The organism is Klenkia terrae (assembly GCF_900491935.1).
GTDB classification, from domain to species: Bacteria; Actinomycetota; Actinomycetes; order Mycobacteriales; family Geodermatophilaceae; genus Klenkia; species Klenkia terrae.
The window spans coordinates 1-959 of sequence record NZ_UEXK01000015.1 but is presented as its reverse complement, the minus strand read 5'-3'; the positions used below and the strand labels follow the sequence as shown (position 1 = coordinate 959).

Below are 959 nucleotides of genomic sequence, written 5' to 3'. Positions count from 1 at the left end.
GCCAGCTGCGGGTCGATGCGCACCGGCAGCTGGTCCTCCGCCCCTGGGAGGCACTCCCCGACGACGTCGCCCGCGCCCGCTGGCAACTCGCCATGCGGGTGGAGCTGGCCGACCTCGACGGCCTGGGTTCGCTGGGCTCAATCCCTCGGTCTGCTGCACCGACCGCCGACGGCGAAGGCTCTCAGGACGGTCCACCAATCGGTACGGCACCCGAGCCGGGCACCGACAACCACAACGGCCGGCCGGCACCGACCGGCAGCACGAGCAGCACACCCCGACGATCCGGCGACGGCCGTGATGGGCAGCGCGAGCACGGTGGGCAGGACGAGCACGAGCACAGCGAGCACGAGCACAGCGAGCAGGGCGCCGGTTCCGGGGTCGGCGAGATCGGTGGGCTGTCGGTGTCCCCGGTCGCGGTGGCCGAGCTGCTGGCCCGCTTCGACGCGCTCCTGGCCTCCGGTGCCCGCAGTCGGGTCCAGGGCGGGGACGTGTGGTTCGAGATCCTCGATGCCAGCGGCCGGCTCCGAGCCCTCAGCTCACCGGCCGAAGCCCGCGCCGCCCTCCGCCGCGGCACCGGCCTCGGACCACCACCCCGGATCGCCGACTACGAACCGAACGCCGCACAGACCCGGTTCGTCAAAGCCCGCGACCGGCACTGCCGGTTCCCCGGCTGCAGCAGACCAGCCGAGTACGTCGACCTCGACCACGTCATCCCCTACGACCACAACGACCCCGCCGCCGGCGGACCGACATGCGTGACCAACCTGGTGTGCCTGTGCCGCAGGCACCACCGGCTCAAGACCCATGCGCCGGGCTGGGTGTTCGCGATGGACCCCGACGGCACCCTGCACGTCACCCCGCCCGGCGGTCGCACTCGCACCACCAGACCCGCCGGCATCGCACAGGTCGACATACTCGGCTGGTCTGCTGCAGCCGGGGAACCGGCAGTGCCGGTCGCG

Annotated in this window: 1 protein-coding gene; it reads left to right on the top strand. The window is 72.9% G+C overall.

The annotated features are described in order from the left end of the window. A partial coding sequence (locus tag LFA75_RS23665) for an HNH endonuclease signature motif containing protein (protein WP_225236166.1) occupies nt 1–959 on the top strand: 959 nt, incomplete at both ends.